Source organism: Lysinibacillus sphaericus (assembly GCF_006864135.1).
Lineage (GTDB): Bacteria > Bacillota > Bacilli > Bacillales_A > Planococcaceae > Lysinibacillus.
Map to the genome: position 1 here is coordinate 206,824 of NZ_SADV01000002.1, position 16,245 is coordinate 223,068.

Consider the following 16,245-nt stretch of genomic DNA (forward strand, 5'->3'; position numbering starts at 1 on the left):
TGTGTCCCTCCTACAAAAAGCTTTAAATTTTCCGCTTAATTCGATAAACATAAGCAAGCACTTCGGCTATTGCTTTGAAAAACTCTTCTGGTACTTGATCACCGATTTCAACTTGATCGTACATTGCTCGTGCTAATGGCCTGTTTTCAACCATAATCACATCATGTTCTTTCGCAATCATTTTAATTTTTTGAGCGATAAAGTCTGTACCCTTGGCAACAATGCGTGGGGCTTCCATACTTTCCTCATCATATTTGAGGGCAATCGCATAGTGAGTTGGGTTAGTGATGACAACATCGGCGTTTGGAATCTCTGACATCATTCGACGCATCGCCATTTCGCGTTGGCGTTGCTTAATTTTCGATTTTATCAGCGGATCGCCCTCACTATTTTTATATTCATCTTTAATATCTTGCTTAGACATTTTAAGATTTTTTTCGTAATCAAATTTTTGATACATCCAGTCTAAAAGGGATACACATAGTAAGACAAGCGAAGCAGCAATCCCCATAATACCAACAAGCTTACCCACGGTAATAAGAGTTATCCATGGGCTTTTAAAGGATAACGCCAAAACTTTCGGTAAATTTGTCCAAACTATAATTGTCGTAACGCCACCGATGAAGCCAATCTTTAATACTGACTTTATAAGCTCTATAATGGCTTTAACAGAAAATATTTTTTTCAACCCTTTGATCGGGTCCATTTTTTTCAAATCAAACTTCATTGGTTCTAATGTAAATAGAAAACCGAACTGTAGAAAGTTACCTGCCAACGCTCCAACAAATGCAATTCCCATAATTGGACCAATAACAAAAGCCATTTGCGCCAATGTTTCTGTAAATAAGCGCATCACACTATCAATTGTTAGTGTTTCTACGCGTATGTTATGAATAAAAGTTTGCTTAAAAAAAGCTAAAAGATCGTCTAGCATTGAACCTGCAAAGAAATATAAAAAGATAAATACCATGAGCATGACAATTGCACTGGAAATATCCTGACTCTTGATAACCTGACCTTTTTTTCGAGCATCTTGTCGTTTTTTGGGCGTTGCCTTTTCCGTTTTTTCTCCCGCAAAATACTGTAAATCTAGATCCAGTAGTAGCAACATTTTACCCACCACCTAAAATAGCCATTACATCACGCATCGCATAAATCATAATTGTAATAAGCTTTTGTATCACTTGAACCATTACAGCCATCATTGTGAATAACACTAGAAAACTAACACCAATTTTAATAGGAAAACCAACAACAAAAATATTTAATTGCGGTACAGTTTTCGCCGTGATTCCTAGTGCCAAGTCGACTAAAAATAAAGTAGCTACTACTGGAGCAGCCATTTGAAAGGCAATCGCAAAAACAGCTGTAAATTTTGTGATGATAAACTCTATATAATTATCATTTGCGAAATTAGGAAATCCTTGATCCATCGGTAAAAATTGATAACTATAATAAATTCCATCGAGAATCATATGATGTCCATTTATAGCTAGTAGAAAAAGTAATGCTAGCGTATTAAAAAACTGTCCTATCAATGGACTTTGTGCACCTGTTTGCGGGTCAATAATATTGGCAATGGCAAAACCCATTTGAAAATCTATAAAGCTTCCGGCAATTTGAATTGCCGACATGATGATATAGCCTACTAAACCGAGTAACAGTCCAATGAGTGCTTCTTTCATCACTAAAAGTATGTAATCACCATTAAATACAAATGGTTCGACGTCAATTGTGTAATACATCATCCAAGCTAAAACTAATGCGAGCGTTATTTTAACTTGTGGCGGAATCGTTCTGTACGAGAAAAAAGGCACCGTGACAAAAAATGCCGATACGCGCACAAGCACTAATAAGAAAACCGTAAAATGCGGGATTAATTCATTCATCTACTCACCCTATATAACGCGTTAAATTCTCAAAAATGTCTCTCGCATAGCTAGTCACTTGTGATAACATCCAAGGACCGAAAAATACGATGGCTGCTAATACAGCGATGATTTTTGGCACGAATGCTAAAGTTTGCTCTTGAATCGATGTAGTTGCCTGAAAAATACTTACCGCTAAACCAGAGATTAAAGCAACTAATAGTAGCGGACCGCTTGTTAGAAGGATAACCATAATGGCACGCTCTGCAATGGAAATAACCAATTCACCTGTCATACTGTATCATCCCCTAAAAACTTTGTAGTAATGATTTCATCACAAGATACCAACCATCAACGAGTACAAATAATAAAATCTTAAACGGCAATGAAATCATAACCGGTGGTAACATCATCATCCCCATCGACATTAGCGTACTTGCGACAATCATGTCGATCACTAGGAATGGAATAAAAATCATAAAGCCAATTTCAAATGCTGTTTTAATCTCACTCAATGCGAAAGCAGGTACTAGCATTGTCAGTGGAATTTCTTCTACAGATGCTGGTGTTTCTGCTTTATTATACTTTAAAAATAAATTAAGATCCTTTGGCCTTGTATACTTACTCATAAACTCTTTAAACGGCACACTGGCTCGATCATACGCTTCTTCAATGCCAATTTCCTCAGAAAATAATGGCTGTAATGCCTCTTTATTGACCTCTTGAAATGTTGGGGCCATGATAAAGAAAGTTAAAAACAAGGCAAGGCCTACAATGACCTGGTTCGGTGGCATTTGCTGTGTCGCCAACGCAGTACGAACAAACGATAATACGATAACTATTCGTGTGAACGATGTCATCAAAATTAAAATACTAGGTGCCAGTGAAAGAACTGTTAACATCAAGAGAAGCTTCACTGCGCTAGAGACATTTGTCGGGTCGCTGTTGGAAAAAACACTGATTACATCATTCATTTATCATCATTCTCCTTTTGCTTCCATTTCTCCAGTTCTTCACTGCGCTCCTGTTTAATTTCGGAAATCTTTTTTTCGAACAGCTCACCAAAAGAGTTTTGTTTTTGTTGTACTGTTGAACTTTCATTATTTTTTTTCTTAAACTTAGATAATACTTCTGCAATATACGGTGATGTTGCTGCAAGTTCTTGTCGTTCATTATATAGCGCTAAAAGTGTTGCAATTTCATCCGGATCAGTAATTTCACGTAATAGCTGGACATCCTCACCGACCCCAACTAAATAGAGTGTTTTACCTACTTGTAATAGTTGTACCGACTTTTGGGCACCTAACGATAAACCGCCTAAATTTTGTACTAATTGATTACGTTGAAAGTTTAAATTTCTTCTATTTAAAAACTTCATTAATCCATAAAATAAAGCTACAACAAAAATAAGCGCCAACACCATTTTTATGTATTCCCACGTAGATACACCTCCAGCCGCTTGTGAATCTGAATCTTTCTTAGCAGCTGGAGTACTATCTTCTTCACAATCTCCTTTTTTGATGCAGTCGCTCACAGAATTCGTGTTAGATTCTGCATATACAGAAGTCGTTGTAGGGTACAAAAACAGGAAGGATACAAGAAATGCGAAAATCATCGTTAGACGAAATGATTTTAACATTTGCATTCAATCATCCTAGAGCTTTTTGAATCGCTTCAATTACACGATCAGCTTGGAAAGGTTTCACAATAAAGTCTTTCGCACCAGCTTGAATTGCATCGATTACCATTGCTTGTTGTCCCATTGCCGAACACATAATGACAGTTGCATTTGGATCTGAACCTTTAATTGCTTTAAGCGCTGCAATACCGTCCATCTCTGGCATCGTAATATCCATTGTTACTAGATCTGGCTTTAATTCGTTGTACTTTTCAACGGCCTGTAAACCATCAGCAGCCTCTCCAACAACTTCAAACCCATTTTTCGATAAAATATCCTTGATCATCATGCGCATGAATGCGGCATCATCTACAATCAAAATTCTTTTAGACATGGTTAACTCCTCCAATTGAAACTATCTTAAATTATTTAAACGCTCTGCTTGACTTAAAACATCTGTAATACGGACACCGAAGTTTTCATCAATAACAACGACTTCACCTTTAGCGATTAAACGACTATTTACTAAAATATCAACTGGTTCACCAGCCAATTTATCTAGTTCAATAATCGAACCACTAGATAGTTCTAATATCTCTTTTACAGAACGCTTTGTACGTCCTAACTCTACAGTAACTTGCAACGGAATATCAAGTAGCATATTTAAATTTCTAGCTTCAGATTGCGAGATAACATTTGGATCAAAACTAGCAAACTGTGCTTGTTGAACATTGACCGGTTGCATAGGTCTTGTTGCTTGAGGAATCTGTTGTTGCTCTTGATACATTGGTTGCTGCACAGGAGCTGTCTGCTGTTGATATATTGGCTGTTCAGGCTGTGGTGCTACGGGCGCTTGTGGTTGTACAGGCGCAGGAGCTACTGGCGCTTCAGGTGCTATTGTTGCAGCCACAGGTTCACCGATTGATTCTGTTTCTCCTAACAGAGATTTTACAATGTTTTGACTAAATTTCAGCGGCAATAATTGCATTAGATTCGAATCAATTAAATTACCAATTTTCAATCTAAACGATACTTTTACGAGTAAATCATCTTCAGGAATATTTTCTCGTCCTTCGTTTTGAGAAATATTCATTAAATCAATAGTAGGTGGAGAAATATCCACTTTTTTATTAAATACTGTCGACATTGAAGTAGCCGCGGAACCCATCATTTGATTCATAGCTTCTTGCACGGCACTTAGCTGAATTTCACCTAAATCTGGTTTCGGATTTAAGCCATCTCCACCTAACATTAAATCAGCAATAATCGCTGCATCGGATTGCTTAATAACAAGCAAATTCATACCTGTTAACCCGATTGTATATTCAACCTGTACGGCTACATAAGGATGAGGAAATTCCTCTTCTAATTTATTTCGGTTAATCATTGAAATACTTGGGGTAGTAATATCTACTTTTTGACCTAGTAACGCTGAAAGCGCCGTTGCAGAGCTACCAAAAGATATATTTCCTACCTCACCTAACGCATCTTGGGCAAACGAATCGAGGTAATCCTCTACTTTTAAATCATTAATTTCCTCATCTGTAGAAGCTTCAGTGCCGCTGTTTTTATCTTCCAACGTTTCGCCCCTTAATAACGCTTCAATTTCTTCTTGGGAGAGCATTTCATCACTCATCTTCGTCTCCTCCTTTCAAAGGGTCGATAATCTGGATTGCTAATTTTTTGCCTTGTTTTCCTGGTTGAACTGTAAATTTCGGTAATGTCCCTACTTTTAACAGTAGTGGATCTTCAATTTTTTGTTCTAATTGAATAACATCTCCAACTTGCATTGTGAGGAAATCCTCAATGGTAATGTCTGTAATACCTAGTTCAACGGAAACAGGTAGTTGTGCTTGTTTCACACGTGTTTCAAGCATTTTTGTTTGCTCTGGAGACATCTCTTTTGTATTAGTCTGCATCCAGTAACGAACAGAAAGATTTGGAACTATTGGCTCCAATACAACATGCGGGATACAAATATTAATCATACCGCTTGTCTCACCGATGATCGTATTTAAGGAAATAACGACAACTGTTTCATTTGGTGAAATCATTTGTAAAAATTGAGGGTTGACCTCAAGTTCTACTAAAATTGGATCAATTTCCGCAACATTTTCCCATGCCTCGCGTAAATTGTCGAATGAACGTTCAAAAAGGTTTGTCATAATTTTAGTTTCAATTTCTGTTAAGTTATCCACATTACTATGACTCGCCCCACTACCGCCCATTAAACGATCTAACATCGAGTAGGCGATGTTTGGGTTTATTTCCATCAATATATTACCATCTAATGGTGGCACTTCAAACACATTAATGAGTGTCATATTCGGAATCGAACGTACAAACTCTTCAAATGGTATTTGGTCCACTGATGCAACAGTAATCTGCACATAGCTTCTTAGCTGTGCAGAAAAGAAGGTTGTCAGTAATCGTGCAAAATTTTCATGTATTCGGGTCAAACTTCGGATTTGATCTTTTGAGAAACGAAGTGCTCGTTTAAAGTCATACACTTTAACCTTGCGCCCCTCGTCCTCTTTTTTCATGTCGTCCGCTGACATTTCCCCGGTTGATATTGCGGAAAGCAGCGCATCTATCTCGGATTGAGATAACACATCTCCTGCCATTTGCCCACCTCCATTTCAAGCAGTTTCTTTAATTATTGGGTGATGAAGGAGGTAAAATAAACTTCCTGAACTTCTCCCTCTTGCATCAATTCATTAATTTTTGTTTTTAATGATTTTTGGAAAACTTGTTTTCCTTGCTTACCTTCTAAATCTTTTTGCTCCATTTCGGAAAGCTCTTGAATAACAATATTTTTCACTTGGAAATCACGCTTCGTTAATTCAGCAGCAGCATCTTTACTTGATGTTTGAATTTTTAACGAAAAGCGTACAACTTTGTTATCAGCTAGATTTGTAGTAATTTCCGGAATTTCAACAGAAGCTTCTACGATTTCATCAATAGTAGGCTCAAGAGTCTTTGCTGGCTTATTAAATTGGGTAAACAATGCAAAGCAAATACCCCCGATAAGTATGATTGCTACTAGTACGATGATAATCATCGTTAACATTTTGTTATTCTTCATCTTCTTCACCTCGTAGATGCGGGTTTGATAGTATTTGTATATTTTTATAAAAGGCTGTTACCTTTTGTCGCACCTCATCTTCACTCTGTAAAACAATGATTTTGGTTCCAGTCGTTAATGTAATGGTCGTATCTGGAAAAGATTCGACCGTTTCTATGTATAAAGCATTCAATGTAAATGCTTTGCCATTTAAACGTGTTAGTTCAATCATTGAAATAGGGCCGGGTCTAACACGAGAGCCGGCCCGACCCTCCCTCATATGAAATTATGTTTTAGTTTTGAGCACTTTGTAATCTAACTAGTATTTTCTTTACCTGTATGACTATATGAAGTATATATCTCTTACTAAAATCTACTTTATAAAACTTAGCGTTTTAAATTCACAAGCTCCTGAAGAATTTCATCAGAAGTTGTGATAATACGTGTATTGGCTTGGAAACCACGTTGCGCCACAATCATTTCTGTGAACTCTTCAGAAAGATCGACGTTAGACATTTCTACCGCTCCCGCAACAACTTTGCCCATACCTGCTACAGTTGCTACTTGTGCATATGCTACGCCTGAGTTTGTAGTTTGTTGATAGTAATTACCGCCTACTTTAGCAAGACCACCAGCGTTCGGGAATTTAGCCATTACCAGCTGTCCAGCCCACTGTAGATCACCGTTTAAATCTGTATAAGTAATAGTACCATCAGTTCCGATATTTACTTCTTTAGCTGATGTAGGGATACGAATAGGTCCTACAGTACCATTAGCAGGTGTTAACACTCCTGCATCATCAAATAAATTAGCACCTTCATCACCAGATGCATTTGGTGCATCATCCGCTAAAATACCTTTATCATCCTTCTCGGTAACAATATCTCCACCCGCAGTGACCCCAACTAAATATTTCCCATCTGCATTTACTAAGTAGCCATTGTTGTCCATGTAGAAAATACCATTACGTGTAAATAACGTATTATTGAATCCAGCTTCATTAATAAATCCAGTAGTCTCGTCTGGAGCGCCATTCGCATCAGCCACCATAAAGAAACCATCGCCTTCAATAGCTAAATCTAGTCCACGGTTTGTACCCTGTAAAGATCCACCACCGTGGATAGTATCGATAGCAGCTAATTGTGAACCTAAACCTACTTGTTTTGGGTTGACACCTCCACGCGTTGCAGTAGATCCAGCTGCGCCTGCTGTTGTTTGAGACATTAAATCTTTAAAATTAACACGTCCTTTTTTAAAACCAACTGTATTAACGTTAGCAATATTATTACCAATAACGTCCAGTTTTGTTTGGAAGTTTTTAAGACCTGAAATACCTGAATACATAGAACGTAACATAATGTCGTTCTCCCTTCATTTATATTGTGTGCCTCTATCAATCAGCACACCTAGGCTTCCTTTCAAAGGTCCAGCCCTTAAAGCACGATAGTGCCATCTATATTTGTAAATATTTGCTGCTTTGCTTCCATGCGGTCCATCGCTGTAATGACAGTTGCGTTTTTAGCACTGACAATTAGAGCTGCTTGATCCATCAAGACTAATGGTTGTTTGACACCTTTTGAGTGTGCTTCAAATACCTTGTCCGATACAACCTGCCATTCTTGTTCAGAAATCGCGATTTTACGCTCCATAATACGTTCATGGGCATGTTTGCTCACTTTTAACTCTTGTTGATTTGTAGCTTCTTGCAAATGAGCTTTAAACGATTGCTGTGCGTTTATTGGCTTAGGTTGTGTCTGGCGAATAGATGGATGCAATGGTACACGATGTATTGAAAATTTATCCATCATTGTTCTCCACCTTTATTCGCTGATTACGGTAAATTCTTTAGCTGTTAATTTTTTGTCATTGTCCAAGACATATTGAATTACGCCATCTTTATTCGTTACAGAAACGATACGTCCTTGTAGTTCTTGCTCGCCGTCCATATACGTAACATTTTTACCAATTAGTTTGCTAGCTTGTACAAGTGGAGATTCTGATTCTGTTACTGCATTATCACTCGAACCACCTAAAATAGCTGAAATATTACCAGGCGTTAATTCTTTACCATCTGCTAGTTCAAACACTGCATTACCATCTACAAACTTCACCGATTTAATTGTGCCTGTTCCTTCATTAATAACAGGTTTGCCTTTGTCATCTAGCTTATCCGTTACCTCATGCCATTTTACTTCCTTACCAACAAATGATGTATAATTCATAAGCTGTGTTTGCTGCTGTGAGGCAAGTAATGATTCCATCGCTTTTGTCATATTTTGCATTTGCTCTAGCGAAGAGAATTGGGCCATTTGAGAAATGAATTCTCGGTCGTCCATTGGATTTGTTGGATCTTGGTGTTGTAATTGCGTAATTAATAATTTTAGGAACGCATCCTTGCCAAGGTCACTATTACCCGTTTGCTTCGTTGGCTTCTTATAGTTGGAATAATAAAAGTCATCTGTTACATTTGTACTTACTGGTTTTGTATTAGACGTTGCATCTGCCATCTTTACACCTCCTCACCTATTAAAAAATCACTAAATGATTTACCTTCATCATCATCGTCGTTTTTTTGCTCTTGCTCTTCTTGCTGTTGTTGCTTAAAGAAATTATTGAAGAAGCTTTGGTCGCGTTGTTGGCGATCTGCGTCTTGCAATGATTGAGCAATATCGAGTCGATCAACTTGAATATTTTGCTGTACAAAGGCTTGCTTTAATTGATGTGCCTGACTATCAAGTAATTCACGTCCTTGAGCTGTTGAAGCGAGTAGTCTTGCTGTCAGGACACCGTCATTTTGCACAAGCTCGATACGTATTGTTCCTAGATTTTCTGGATACAATTTCAATGTTAAGCGCGTAATACCTTGTGCATTCGAGATTTGGGCTCTATTGATGATTGCTTGCATCTCTTTCAAAAATGCCTCAGACTGTGCTGGCTTTGCTGCTGGCAGTGTCACTTGGAACGTGTCTGCTTTTGTTTGGACTGTATTAGAAGTCACCATTTCATTAGCACTTGTATCTGTCTGCTTTGTAACCTGAACTTGTTGAACGACTTTTTGGAAGACTTGCAACGGAAGCGTTACTGTTGTTTTAGTTGTTACTTGCTGTTCAGATAGAGTCGTTTCTACTTGTGTTTGAATCGTTGTCAAAAGACTTTTTATGTCAGTTAGCAAGTTTTCTTGTGATGCTGTTAAGTCCGTTTTTTGCCCAACTAATTGTGCTAACTTTATCACTTGAAGTAATGGCGCTGCTTCCTTTGGCGTCACTTGTCCTTCACCTTGTAAAGCTGCTACGATTTGCGTTTGAAGCATTGGTGCCTGAGCGTCTACTAGTGCTAAAAGCTCCCAAACATCTTTTGCTTCTTTATCTTCTCCTAGCAACTGTTGTACTAATTTTTGAAGCTGCTCGGCATCAATCCCCAATGCATCCATTAGGTTATTTAGATTTAACATTTCATCTATTGCAACAGCTTTGCCTTCATCACCAATTTGAAGCATTAACAAACCATCGTCGTGTGGAATCCCCAGTAAGTCTAGTACGTCTTCTATAGATTCAGCATTTAAAACTGCTGTCAAATCAGAGGTATCTTTTGTATCTGCTGACTGTGTAGGCTGCTGTATTTGATTTGAAGAAGAAATAATCTGTCCAAAAACAGACCCAAACTTGTTCGACGGTCCATTAGCTTTAATATTGGAATCGCCTGATGTTGTAGGTTTTGTAGCCGCTGCTTTAGTTGGCATAGGCTTAGACATCATTTGCATCATTGCTACATCCATTTTTTCACCTCCCTTCAGATTTTCTTATTGTTTAGCCATCATTTCTGTATATTTCGCTGCATTTTGTGGATCCATTTTTTCTAAAATCGCGGCTAATTTATCTGGTTTTAAGTTTGTTAAAATACGAAGTGCTTCCGTATCGCTCATTTTAATAAGAACTGGCGCTGCTGCTTTAGGGGACATCTTATCAAATGTTTTTAAAATATCAGTAAAGTCACGCTTTACGTCACTTTGCTCCCTATTTAATTTCTCCATTTCAAATTTTAACTGTTCATTTTCTGTCGTTAACTTTTCTTTTTCAGTTGTTGCCGTATCCATCTTTTTTTGAAGCTGTACGATTTCTGCTTCTTTTTCTTGTATTTCGGCCTGTAACTTCACAACTTTTGAATCATTATTAACAACAGCATCTTTTGCTTGTTGTTCTTCTGAAGGAACGAATGGTAAGCTTTGAACTGCCTTCTTCCCTAAATCAAAGACATTCGTATTCATAAGGGTTGCAACAACAAGTAGAACTGCCGCTACGAACATGATAGGTATTACAAACCACGTAAAAACCTTTCGCAAGCCTCCTGATTTACGTTTAGGCGGTTGTTCTACTAATTCTGCTTTAAGTCGATTGTCTGTTTTCGCCATGAAATCACCTGATTTCTCTCTTGTTATACGTCAGCGATGAAATCTCATCTAAAAAAATGCCTTCGATACGATCCTGTTCCTGTTGAAACACTTTAAAATCTTTCTCTCGCATTTTTTCAAATTTACGTACTTCCAAGTTTTTTTCTAATAATTTTTCTTCGTGCCAAGTCATTTTTGCACGAGCTTGAACAACTTTTTGCTGTACATCAACAATTGTTTTTTCGAGGCTATCAATAAACCGTGCATAGTGATGAACTTCTTCTATTGATGAACCTACAGCTAAACGCTCCTGCTGAAACTCTATTAAATCTTCTTTCTTTTTTAACAAGTCATATAGCTTAGTTGCAATTTCTTCAAAAGAACGTACAGATTCTTTATAGGCAATTTCTGTTTCATTTTTTTCTTGCTCTCGAATGGTTAACACTTTTTCAAAACGATATATATAGCTTACCACCCTATTTTCCACCACCGATCGATAATGAAATTAACTCATTCTTGCTTTCCTCTAAGGTAACCTTATCTAAATAGCCCTGCTTTAAATAAGCGGTAATGAGCGGTTCATAGTAAATGGCTTCATCAATTTCTTTTGATGTTCCTGTCTTATAGGCACCGATATTAATTAAATCCTCGGACTTGTCATATGTATAATAGAGCTCCCTTAATCGTTCTGCAGCCTTTTTGTGCTCTGGCTCTGCCACATGATTCATCAAACGGCTGACACTTTTTAATACATTAATAGCTGGATATTGACCTTTATTAGCAAGGTTTCGATCAAGGACTATATGACCATCTAAAATCCCTCGTACCGTATCTGCTATCGGCTCATTCATATCATCACCATCTACTAACACTGTATAAAAGGCAGTAATAGAGCCTTTCTCATTCGTACCTGTACGTTCTAATAGTTTAGGTAGAATGGCAAATACAGATGGTGTATATCCTTTTTGAGCTGGTGGTTCACCTGTCGCAAGACCGATTTCACGCTGCGCCATAGCAACACGAGTCACAGAGTCCATCATCAACATGACATTTAAGCCGCGATTTCTAAAATATTCGGCAATCGCTGTTGCGGTAAAGGCACCTTTAATTCGCATTAGTGCAGGCTGGTCAGAGGTAGCAGCTACTACTATAGATCGACTTAAACCCTCTGGTCCTAAATCACGCTCTATAAACTCACGAACCTCACGACCACGTTCCCCAATTAGCGCAATTACATTTAAATCTGCTTGGGTATTTCGCGCAATCATACCGAGCAATGTACTTTTCCCGACCCCAGAACCAGCGAAAATACCAACACGTTGTCCATTACCCACTGTTAGCATGCCATCAATTGCTTTAACACCTACTTCAAGTCTTTCATTAATAGGTGGGCGCGTTAGCGGATTCGGTGGATCCTGCTCTGTCGGAACTGTCATTAATCCTTTCGGTAATACAGTTCCATCTATTGGATTTCCCATAGAATCAAGTACCTTACCGATTAGCTCAGGGCCCACTTTTACCTCAAGCGGTGCCCCTGTACCTTCGACTAGGCAGCCAATTGATATTTCCCGAAGAGAAGTAAAAGGCATTAAGACGACAATTTCATCTTTGAAGCCTACAACCTCTGCTAAGATGATTTGATGGCCGTTTTTAGAAGTTTCCACATGAATTTTACAAACATCACCAATGGAACTATCTGGACCTTGTGACTCAATCATCAAGCCGACAACTCTAGTTACTCTACCAAATTTTTTAAAGGTTGGTATTTGAGGAATTTGTTCGATTAATTGAGCCGTTTTCATCTAGATCATTCCTTACTTTCTAATATTTCATGTAGCTTTAATCTTAGTTCATTCAATTGCTCATCAATACTTACAACAATACGGCCATGATTTGTTTCAATATAACAATCTGTTTCATTTTCTAACTCCTCATTTACAAAAATCATAAATGGTACGTCAGTTGGGAACATTTCAGCTAGTTCATCCCGATTAGCAGTAATTAACGCATAGTAGGTTGGCGAAACGTAAATTTTTATTTCCTTCATTTCTCTCGCTTCTTTAAGTCCTCTGTGAACGATTGAAACAAACAATTCGTTGTCTCGCTCTAAAGATGCATCAATAATTCGCTCTGCTGCAGTTAAACCAAGCTCTAAAATAATCGATTCTTGATCTTCAATATATTTCCGAGCATTTTCCCTCGCATGAATGATTATTTCATTGGCCGTTTGGAGAGATTGTGCCATCGCTTCAGAAGCTTTGTTTATCCCATCCTCATAGCCTTGACCAAATCCTTCATCATAAGCTTCTTGCACTCGATTAGGTCGTTCCTCTTCCCAACTTTGCTTTAAAACCTCAATTTCCTGAAAGAACATTTGCTTTTCTTGTTCAAAAGCTTCACGTTCAGCCTGTAAAGTAGCTCTGGCCTCTGCAAATAAACGTTCGCGCTCTTCTAGCACTTCTTCCATAGTCATTTGTTTTTGAAGTGAATTTTCTCCTTCATCTATCTCTTGCATCTCAAACATGTCACGAATTTGAATTTTTTTGACATGATCGCCATTGGACTGTGTGTATACAGAACGGATGATTCTAGACAATGACGTCATCTCCTCCACCACGTGCAATAATAATCTCGCCAGCATCCTCTAAGCGACGAATGACAGCAACAATTCGAGATTGCGCTTCCTCTACATCACGCAAACGTACAGGTCCCATAATTTCCATTTCTTCCTTAAATGTCTCAGCCATACGTTGTGACATATTGCGGAAAATAATATCTTTTACTTCTTCACTTGAAACTTTCATTGAAAGCAATAAGTCTTCATTTTCACAATCACGAATAACACGTTGAATCGAACGGTTGTCAAGTGTAACAATATCCTCGAATACAAACATACGTTTTTTGATTTCTTCAGCAAGCTCTGGATCTTGAATTTCGAGTGCATCGAGAATCGTTTTTTCCGTTTGTCGGTCTACACCATTTAACACTTCAACAACTGCGTCAACGCCACCCGTTTCCGTGTAATCCTGTGTAACAGTTGATGATAGCTTACGCTCTAAAACTGATTCAATTTCACTAATAACTTCTGGTGAAGTGGATTCCATTACAGCAATACGTTTAGCAATATCAGCTTGTACTTCCTGTGGTAATGAAGATAAAATAACACCCGCTTGCCCTGCTTCTAAATAAGATAGAATAAGGGCAATTGTTTGTGGATGTTCATTTTGAATAAAGTTAAAAATTTGTGCTGGATCAGCTCTACGCGCAAAGTCAAATGGACGCACTTGTAAAGAAGATGTTAGACGATTAATAATTGTTTGCGCCTGTTCTACACCAAGTGCTTTTTCCAATACTGTCTTCGCGTAACCAATACCACCCTGTGTAATATAATCTTGAGCAAGTGCAATATTGTGGAATTCTTCAATAATTTCCTCTTTAACATTTGCTTCTACTTTTTTAACACTTGAAATCTCTAAAGTTAAACGTTCAATTTCTTCTTCTGTTAAATGTTTATAGACAGAGGCTGAAACCTCAGGCCCTAATGAAATTAACAAGAGAGCGGCCTTTTGTTTTCCGGTTAATTCCTTATCTTTCTTGGACACAGCCTAACCTCCTAGTTAGTCTTCCGCAATCCAACTACGCAGTAACTTCGCAAAATCGTCTGGCTTATCTTTTGCCATTTTTTCAAGCTGCTTACGACGCATTGTAGCTTCCGTTTCAATTTCTTCATTAATATCTTCAATCATTAATTCTTCTTGTTCATCTAGGATACTAAGTTCTTCTTCTTCCTGCGCACGTTTACGTGAACGGATAATGAAGAATGCAAGCAATAATATTACTGCTAGTAATATGCCACCGATTACCCAAACCCACCATGGAATAACAGATTTTTCACTAGCTGTCTCTGTTGCTTTACCATTCAAAGGTTGCACTGAAACAGCTACTTTTTCATCGATTTGCTGTTGTGTAAGTTCAGCTGCTACATCTTTAGAAATCGTCGTACGAACAATAGTACTTAAAATTTTCTGGATATCCTCTTGAACCCCATTTGGTAACGTTCCCGCGTCAGTTCCTGTCGGTGGTTCAACAATTACTTGGATCCCCATATCTTGAATTTTATATGGTGCCTCTTGGATATCTTTTCGTATACGATTTACTTCACTATTAATTGTTTCTTCAGTACGTTCGGATTCTCCATTACCATTTACACCTTCGTTATAAGTTGTGAAGTTATCTGTCGTCGTTTCAGCTTCAGGTGTACCAGTAGCTGCAGCCCCTCCAGAATATTGCTCTGTAATACGTTGAGCACTAATTTCTATTCCTGCCATATTCTCTTCGTCAACTGGCGTAACTAGTTTTTCTTCACGATTTTCTTTTTTGAAATCAATGTCTGTTGTCACAGAAACTACTACTTTGTCTTGTCCCATAAGCGTACCTAGCATATTTTGAACTTGACGCTGTAGGTCACGCTCAACTAATTTCTTCGCTTGTAACTGACCTTCTGCGGTCGTTGTTGAAGCTCCATCAGTAGTCGCAGCATTCAGATCAAAGTAATCAGAAAATTGGTTAGAAATAACAATATTATCCGTTTTTAAATTTGGAACACTTTTTGCTACTAAATTGTACATAGTGGCAATTTGTTGCTCTGTAAATTTATAGCCAGGGTCTGTACTTAAAACAATAGATGCTGTCGCTTCCTCTTTAACATCCTTTAAGAAAACTCCTTCTTCTGGAATGTTAATCATTACCTTTGCATCTTTTACACCATCTAGATTTTTAATGAGCTTTGCAACTTCTGTTTCAGTTGCCGCTTTTTTCAAGAGGTTAAACTCATTATCTGTCATACCAAATCCAGAGCTATTTGCAAAAGAGTAATCAATCGACCCTGTTTGCGGATATCCTTCCGATGCCAACGACACTAACAATGAGTCTACTTGGTCTTCAGGTACTGAAATCGATGTCCCTCCCGGTTCAATTTCATACTTTACACCTTTAGCGTCTAGCGCTTCTTTCACTTGTCCGATTTCTCTTGTCGATAAATCTTTATAAAGTGGTACATATGTAGTTTTTGTAGCAAAAATTGTAATAACTATAGCAAGTGCTACAACCCCTACTAAAGAACCGATCATTACAACTTTTTGTTTTTTACTACGACTTGTCCAAAATTGGCTGGTGTCGTTTTTTATTTTCGTCAATCGTTCATTCATTATGATCCTCCGGTTATAGTGAATAACCTATCCATCTAATAATTCGCGAAAACAGTGGTATCCCATAACATTCAATCAATATCATCACCATAACGGATTGA

At 37.9% G+C, this 16,245-nt stretch carries 20 protein-coding genes; all 20 read right to left on the reverse strand.

Annotated elements, in window-relative coordinates; genetic code table 11:
• Window positions 1-22: 22 nt before the first annotated feature.
• Window positions 23-1,111 carry a flagellar biosynthesis protein FlhB gene (gene flhB / locus C7Y47_RS03270; protein ID WP_142507459.1) on the reverse strand — a complete coding sequence of 363 codons (1,089 nt, stop codon included), beginning with the start codon at window positions 1,109-1,111 and terminating at the stop codon, window positions 23-25.
• Between the two features lies 1 nt (window position 1,112).
• On the reverse strand, window positions 1,113-1,889 hold the full coding sequence (fliR, locus tag C7Y47_RS03275) for a flagellar biosynthetic protein FliR (RefSeq protein WP_142507460.1): 777 nt from the start codon (window positions 1,887-1,889) through the stop codon (window positions 1,113-1,115).
• Between the two features lie 4 nt (window positions 1,890-1,893).
• Window positions 1,894-2,163: a flagellar biosynthesis protein FliQ gene (gene fliQ / locus C7Y47_RS03280; protein WP_142507461.1), complete on the reverse strand. Its 270-nt coding sequence runs from the start codon at window positions 2,161-2,163 to the stop codon at window positions 1,894-1,896.
• A 13-nt stretch (window positions 2,164-2,176) separates the two neighbouring features.
• Window positions 2,177-2,842, reverse strand: coding sequence for a flagellar type III secretion system pore protein FliP (gene fliP, locus C7Y47_RS03285; RefSeq protein WP_142507462.1), 666 nt, complete (start codon window positions 2,840-2,842; stop codon window positions 2,177-2,179).
• The gene (locus C7Y47_RS03290) at window positions 2,839-3,507 is read right to left on the reverse strand and encodes a flagellar biosynthetic protein FliO (protein WP_255504989.1); all 669 of its coding nucleotides are present in this window, start codon (window positions 3,505-3,507) and stop codon (window positions 2,839-2,841) included. The genes fliP and C7Y47_RS03290 overlap by 4 nt, the downstream gene beginning before the upstream one ends.
• A 10-nt stretch (window positions 3,508-3,517) precedes the next feature.
• Window positions 3,518-3,880 (reverse strand): response regulator, encoded by a 363-nt coding sequence (locus C7Y47_RS03295; RefSeq protein ID WP_049668450.1) that lies wholly within the window; start codon window positions 3,878-3,880, stop codon window positions 3,518-3,520.
• A 21-nt stretch (window positions 3,881-3,901) separates the two neighbouring features.
• Window positions 3,902-5,122 (reverse strand): flagellar motor switch phosphatase FliY, encoded by a 1,221-nt coding sequence (fliY, locus tag C7Y47_RS03300; RefSeq protein ID WP_142507464.1) that lies wholly within the window; start codon window positions 5,120-5,122, stop codon window positions 3,902-3,904.
• Window positions 5,115-6,110 carry a flagellar motor switch protein FliM gene (gene fliM / locus C7Y47_RS03305; protein WP_049668449.1) on the reverse strand — a complete coding sequence of 332 codons (996 nt, stop codon included), beginning with the start codon at window positions 6,108-6,110 and terminating at the stop codon, window positions 5,115-5,117. Before fliM ends, fliY begins: the two co-directional genes overlap by 8 nt.
• A gap of 32 nt (window positions 6,111-6,142) precedes the next feature.
• Window positions 6,143-6,571, reverse strand: a complete 429-nt coding sequence (gene fliL, locus C7Y47_RS03310; RefSeq protein ID WP_142507465.1) for a flagellar basal body-associated protein FliL — start codon at window positions 6,569-6,571, stop codon at window positions 6,143-6,145.
• Window positions 6,561-6,782 (reverse strand): flagellar FlbD family protein, encoded by a 222-nt coding sequence (locus tag C7Y47_RS03315; protein WP_049668748.1) that lies wholly within the window; start codon window positions 6,780-6,782, stop codon window positions 6,561-6,563. The genes fliL and C7Y47_RS03315 overlap by 11 nt, the downstream gene beginning before the upstream one ends.
• 155 nt (window positions 6,783-6,937) lie before the next feature.
• On the reverse strand, window positions 6,938-7,906 hold the full coding sequence (gene flgG / locus C7Y47_RS03320) for a flagellar basal body rod protein FlgG (RefSeq protein ID WP_142507466.1): 969 nt from the start codon (window positions 7,904-7,906) through the stop codon (window positions 6,938-6,940).
• A 77-nt stretch (window positions 7,907-7,983) separates the two neighbouring features.
• Entirely contained in the window at window positions 7,984-8,355 is a 372-nt protein-coding gene (locus tag C7Y47_RS03325) for a TIGR02530 family flagellar biosynthesis protein (protein WP_142507628.1), read from the reverse strand.
• A 15-nt stretch (window positions 8,356-8,370) separates the two neighbouring features.
• Window positions 8,371-9,057, reverse strand: coding sequence for a flagellar hook assembly protein FlgD (flgD, locus tag C7Y47_RS03330; protein WP_142507467.1), 687 nt, complete (start codon window positions 9,055-9,057; stop codon window positions 8,371-8,373).
• 2 nt (window positions 9,058-9,059) lie between these two features.
• Window positions 9,060-10,325 (reverse strand): flagellar hook-length control protein FliK, encoded by a 1,266-nt coding sequence (locus C7Y47_RS03335; RefSeq protein WP_142507468.1) that lies wholly within the window; start codon window positions 10,323-10,325, stop codon window positions 9,060-9,062.
• 24 nt (window positions 10,326-10,349) lie between these two features.
• On the reverse strand, window positions 10,350-10,958 hold the full coding sequence (locus C7Y47_RS03340) for a MotE family protein (protein WP_142507469.1): 609 nt from the start codon (window positions 10,956-10,958) through the stop codon (window positions 10,350-10,352).
• A 4-nt stretch (window positions 10,959-10,962) separates the two neighbouring features.
• Window positions 10,963-11,412, reverse strand: coding sequence for a flagellar export protein FliJ (gene fliJ, locus C7Y47_RS03345; RefSeq protein ID WP_142507470.1), 450 nt, complete (start codon window positions 11,410-11,412; stop codon window positions 10,963-10,965).
• 1 nt (window position 11,413) lies between these two features.
• On the reverse strand, window positions 11,414-12,739 hold the full coding sequence (gene fliI, locus C7Y47_RS03350) for a flagellar protein export ATPase FliI (RefSeq protein ID WP_132357440.1): 1,326 nt from the start codon (window positions 12,737-12,739) through the stop codon (window positions 11,414-11,416).
• A 5-nt stretch (window positions 12,740-12,744) separates the two neighbouring features.
• Window positions 12,745-13,533 carry a flagellar assembly protein FliH gene (fliH, locus tag C7Y47_RS03355; protein WP_142507471.1) on the reverse strand — a complete coding sequence of 263 codons (789 nt, stop codon included), beginning with the start codon at window positions 13,531-13,533 and terminating at the stop codon, window positions 12,745-12,747.
• On the reverse strand, window positions 13,526-14,539 hold the full coding sequence (fliG, locus tag C7Y47_RS03360) for a flagellar motor switch protein FliG (protein ID WP_053483301.1): 1,014 nt from the start codon (window positions 14,537-14,539) through the stop codon (window positions 13,526-13,528). The genes fliH and fliG overlap by 8 nt, the downstream gene beginning before the upstream one ends.
• Window positions 14,540-14,554: 15 nt before the next feature.
• Window positions 14,555-16,144, reverse strand: coding sequence for a flagellar basal-body MS-ring/collar protein FliF (gene fliF / locus C7Y47_RS03365; RefSeq protein WP_142507472.1), 1,590 nt, complete (start codon window positions 16,142-16,144; stop codon window positions 14,555-14,557).
• Between the last annotated feature and the right edge of the window lie 101 nt (window positions 16,145-16,245).

Bases quoted from the DNA above. Each gene is read 5' to 3' on its own strand.
- flhB (WP_142507459.1), bottom strand. From the start codon at position 1,111: ATGTTGCTACTACTGGATCTAGATTTACAGTATTTTGCGGGAGAAAAA.
- fliR (WP_142507460.1), bottom strand. From the start codon at position 1,889: ATGAATGAATTAATCCCGCATTTTACGGTTTTCTTATTAGTGCTTGTG.
- fliQ (WP_142507461.1), bottom strand. From the start codon at position 2,163: ATGACAGGTGAATTGGTTATTTCCATTGCAGAGCGTGCCATTATGGTT.
- fliP (WP_142507462.1), bottom strand. From the start codon at position 2,842: ATGAATGATGTAATCAGTGTTTTTTCCAACAGCGACCCGACAAATGTC.
- C7Y47_RS03290 (WP_255504989.1), bottom strand. From the start codon at position 3,507: ATGTTAAAATCATTTCGTCTAACGATGATTTTCGCATTTCTTGTATCC.
- C7Y47_RS03295 (WP_049668450.1), bottom strand. From the start codon at position 3,880: ATGTCTAAAAGAATTTTGATTGTAGATGATGCCGCATTCATGCGCATG.
- fliY (WP_142507464.1), bottom strand. From the start codon at position 5,122: ATGAGTGATGAAATGCTCTCCCAAGAAGAAATTGAAGCGTTATTAAGG.
- fliM (WP_049668449.1), bottom strand. From the start codon at position 6,110: ATGGCAGGAGATGTGTTATCTCAATCCGAGATAGATGCGCTGCTTTCC.
- fliL (WP_142507465.1), bottom strand. From the start codon at position 6,571: ATGAAGAATAACAAAATGTTAACGATGATTATCATCGTACTAGTAGCA.
- C7Y47_RS03315 (WP_049668748.1), bottom strand. From the start codon at position 6,782: ATGATTGAACTAACACGTTTAAATGGCAAAGCATTTACATTGAATGCT.
- flgG (WP_142507466.1), bottom strand. From the start codon at position 7,906: ATGTTACGTTCTATGTATTCAGGTATTTCAGGTCTTAAAAACTTCCAA.
- C7Y47_RS03325 (WP_142507628.1), bottom strand. From the start codon at position 8,355: ATGGATAAATTTTCAATACATCGTGTACCATTGCATCCATCTATTCGC.
- flgD (WP_142507467.1), bottom strand. From the start codon at position 9,057: ATGGCAGATGCAACGTCTAATACAAAACCAGTAAGTACAAATGTAACA.
- C7Y47_RS03335 (WP_142507468.1), bottom strand. From the start codon at position 10,325: ATGGATGTAGCAATGATGCAAATGATGTCTAAGCCTATGCCAACTAAA.
- C7Y47_RS03340 (WP_142507469.1), bottom strand. From the start codon at position 10,958: ATGGCGAAAACAGACAATCGACTTAAAGCAGAATTAGTAGAACAACCG.
- fliI (WP_132357440.1), bottom strand. From the start codon at position 12,739: ATGAAAACGGCTCAATTAATCGAACAAATTCCTCAAATACCAACCTTT.
- fliF (WP_142507472.1), bottom strand. From the start codon at position 16,144: ATGAATGAACGATTGACGAAAATAAAAAACGACACCAGCCAATTTTGG.